1 protein-coding gene is annotated in these 667 nt (G+C 42.7%); it reads right to left on the bottom strand.

Translation table 11 applies throughout. From position 1 onward, the window contains the following. Positions 1–118 precede the first annotated feature (118 nt). Positions 119–595 carry an NYN domain-containing protein gene (locus A3735_RS26900; RefSeq protein ID WP_068514177.1) on the bottom strand — a complete coding sequence of 159 codons (477 nt, stop codon included), beginning with the start codon at positions 593–595 and terminating at the stop codon, positions 119–121. Positions 596–667 lie beyond the last annotated feature (72 nt).

The raw sequence follows: 667 nt of genomic DNA, 5'->3' as shown, positions 1-667 counted from the left end.
AGTTAACGACAGATGACCCCGAGCATATTCATGACATTGTTTATTGAGTATAAGTACTCAGAGTCTCGATGAGATTGTTGTAAAGATAATAGTGGCGAGCATATCGCTTGATCTGAATTTAGTTAAGTAATAAATCAGTATCTATTGCGACAAACTTAGTGGCGGAACATATCAGTGACGAAGCTGTTAGTGCTTTAACGCCGTAGACCTCTACAGCAGAGCTGTGTTTCAGTTTGATTCGATCGACGAGCAGGTCGAAATCTCCATCACCAGATGCTAAAACAAGGATGTCACTGTGTGCCGCAAACTCCATAGCATCGAGTGTGATACCGACATCCCAATCAGCTTTAGCAGAGCCGTCAGCGCGCTGAATGTAGGGCTTCAACTTTACCTTAAACCCTATCGCTCTAAGTATATTCTGAAACTGTCTCTGTTTTTCATCTGCGGGCTCCGTTGCATAGGCCACGGCATTAACGACGTGTCGATTTTGGGTCACCTTTGCCCAAAATGCATTGTAATCAAAATGGCGGCCATAGGATTGTCTGGTCGTGTAGTAAATATTCTGTACGTCGACCAAAATAGAAAGAGTTTCCATTGGCTAAATTTTTCCAAAATAGTGGTGATGGCCTCTCTTGCATAAGAAGACCTAAAACTTACTGCTTTAGTG

This window comes from Oleiphilus sp. HI0061 (assembly GCF_001635675.1).
The sequence above is the reverse complement of the archived record's forward strand: the minus strand, read 5'-3'. Positions and strand labels throughout refer to the sequence as shown.

What these genes read in the sequence shown, in the direction of transcription:
- A3735_RS26900 (WP_068514177.1), bottom strand. Translation starts at nt 595, where the DNA reads ATGGAAACTCTTTCTATTTTGGTCGACGTACAGAATATTTACTACACG.